General features: G+C 30.0%; 2 protein-coding genes and 1 pseudogene. All 3 read right to left on the reverse strand.

Annotated elements, in window-relative coordinates:
* Positions 1-196, reverse strand: a pseudogene (gene nrdD, locus ACRDBA_RS13475) (anaerobic ribonucleoside-triphosphate reductase); the annotation flags it as partial.
* A gap of 110 nt (positions 197-306) precedes the next feature.
* Positions 307-1,089: an NUMOD3 domain-containing DNA-binding protein gene (locus tag ACRDBA_RS13480; protein ID WP_438573446.1), complete on the reverse strand. Its 783-nt coding sequence runs from the start codon at positions 1,087-1,089 to the stop codon at positions 307-309.
* A 199-nt stretch (positions 1,090-1,288) separates the two neighbouring features.
* Positions 1,289-1,789 carry an anaerobic ribonucleoside-triphosphate reductase gene (nrdD, locus tag ACRDBA_RS13485; RefSeq protein WP_438573447.1) on the reverse strand — a complete coding sequence of 167 codons (501 nt, stop codon included), beginning with the start codon at positions 1,787-1,789 and terminating at the stop codon, positions 1,289-1,291.
* Positions 1,790-1,914 lie beyond the last annotated feature (125 nt).

Raw genomic sequence — 1,914 nt, forward strand, 5'->3', positions numbered from 1 at the left:
GGCTTATAGTTATCGTGTTACCACCATATTGACCACTAGCTATTTGTGCTATTATTTGCGTTACTATAGTACAAGCTGTAGGGAAAGTTTTTGGTGATTCTATTAACTTATTATTAATTACAGTCCCATTTAAAAGCATGTCTTCTAGGTTTATCAACATACAGTTATGTATGGGCTGCATCGCATAATCCATATCCATATCCTCTTATATTTCTATAAGTACTGACTATCTCATCATCTTTTAAAGATGCCTTGCGCTTCCACTGGCGCTAAACTCCAGCGTACTTGGGCTACACTCATCACCCATTAGTCGATACACTTTATTTCAGTTTCTACAATTTTTAGAGTTTCATATTTTAGATGCCTTTTGAATTTAGGATTCCAAGAATTACTTAAAACTTTATCAGTAATGGTTTTTGATAGAGAATATTTATTAGTCATGAATTTATATAAATTAACCTTACCAGGAATCTCATTATACTCATCATTATAAATAACAGTGTAAACATTTTTTATTAATGCTTTAGATATATTATCTTTTCTTTCCTGCGTAAAAATTACTCCAGTTGATTTTAGTCTACACTTTTCTCTTTTTTCTTCACTCGCTACTGTATTTCTTAATTTTTCACCAATCTGCTTCCTATGCTCTTCAGAAATTACTTTGCCTTTATGCGTAATACTTATCTTTAATCTAGCTTCTGGAGAATGTGTTTTTCCATACATTGGATTTCTTTCACCTGATAAATTTCTTTCTTTCATCAATTTACTTAATTTATCACTTCTATCTTTAGAATGGTAATTTCCCGTATGACCTCCTCGTCCTCCCATATGAAAATTTGTTTTAGCTTGATTCATAGATTTATAATATGCAATCCTTTTAATTTCTAAATCACAGGCTTCTTTATTTGTAAGATTTTCTTTATAGAACCTCACAGAAACATTATCTTTTTCTTTATTAATTATATTAATAAAATGCTTATTTCTCCTATAAGATGTTTGCCACGCTCTTTTGTCTTTACCTTTACCAACGTGAAAAACTTCTCCAGTATTTATATAAAACCATTCGTATACATAATAACTGTTATCCAAAAAATCACCTCTATATGTCATAAACTGAAATCTTAGCACGGTATTTTCATATCCACTCTTACAGTGGACTTAGAATTCCTTACGCATAATAATATTACTATTATCTGCACCGTTAGCAATTTTATTTAAAATAAAATCACACCCTTTTTGCTTAGGTTCACAAGGTTTTCTATTATAATCACTTATAATAGCCACAATATTACTTATGGTAATGAAGTACGCCCTCATCATGAGCTTGGGCTATATGAGCAGGTATTAACTTTCTTCTAGCGATGTCCTTTGATACCTCTCCAGCTATTAAATCTCTTTGAGTTGCTGCTAGTATTCCATCCTTATTAGAGTTTTCATTTATAACTTCTTCATTGCTTCTGTTAAGTATCCCTAGTATACTTTCATCAGTTGTATTTATCTCTCTTTTAAATGACTGTACTGCTCTGTATCCTTCGTAGGCTTTAGCAGTTAATTGTTGATTATAATTTATTAGCTTTGCGTATACCATTTCTTCTATTTGGTAGACTGTCGGTGAAGTGTTTTTATTTAATTGACTTTCTTCTATTTCATTAGCTATTGTTTTAGCTATTTCTTCTTCATATATTCCACTTCCGTATTTCATTGCTTTTAGAATTGCATTTTCTATTTTGTTTTTGTCAAATTTTACAGAGTTTCCATCTCTTTTTATTATGTTTAATGTTTTAGTCATAATAACTCCTTATGTCTAATTAGTTTTTCTAATAAAAAAATTCGCTTAACTAATAGTTTCAACGATTTCGTACGTTACTCAAAATCACTATATATAGTAAGCGACTTTTATATTTTATACTAGAT

Origin of the sequence: Clostridium sp., assembly GCF_051654825.1 — a bacterium.
Lineage (GTDB): Bacteria > Bacillota > Clostridia > Clostridiales > Clostridiaceae > Clostridium.

What these genes read in the sequence shown, in the direction of transcription:
- nrdD (WP_438573447.1), bottom strand. Translation starts at nt 1,789, where the DNA reads ATGACTAAAACATTAAACATAATAAAAAGAGATGGAAACTCTGTAAAA.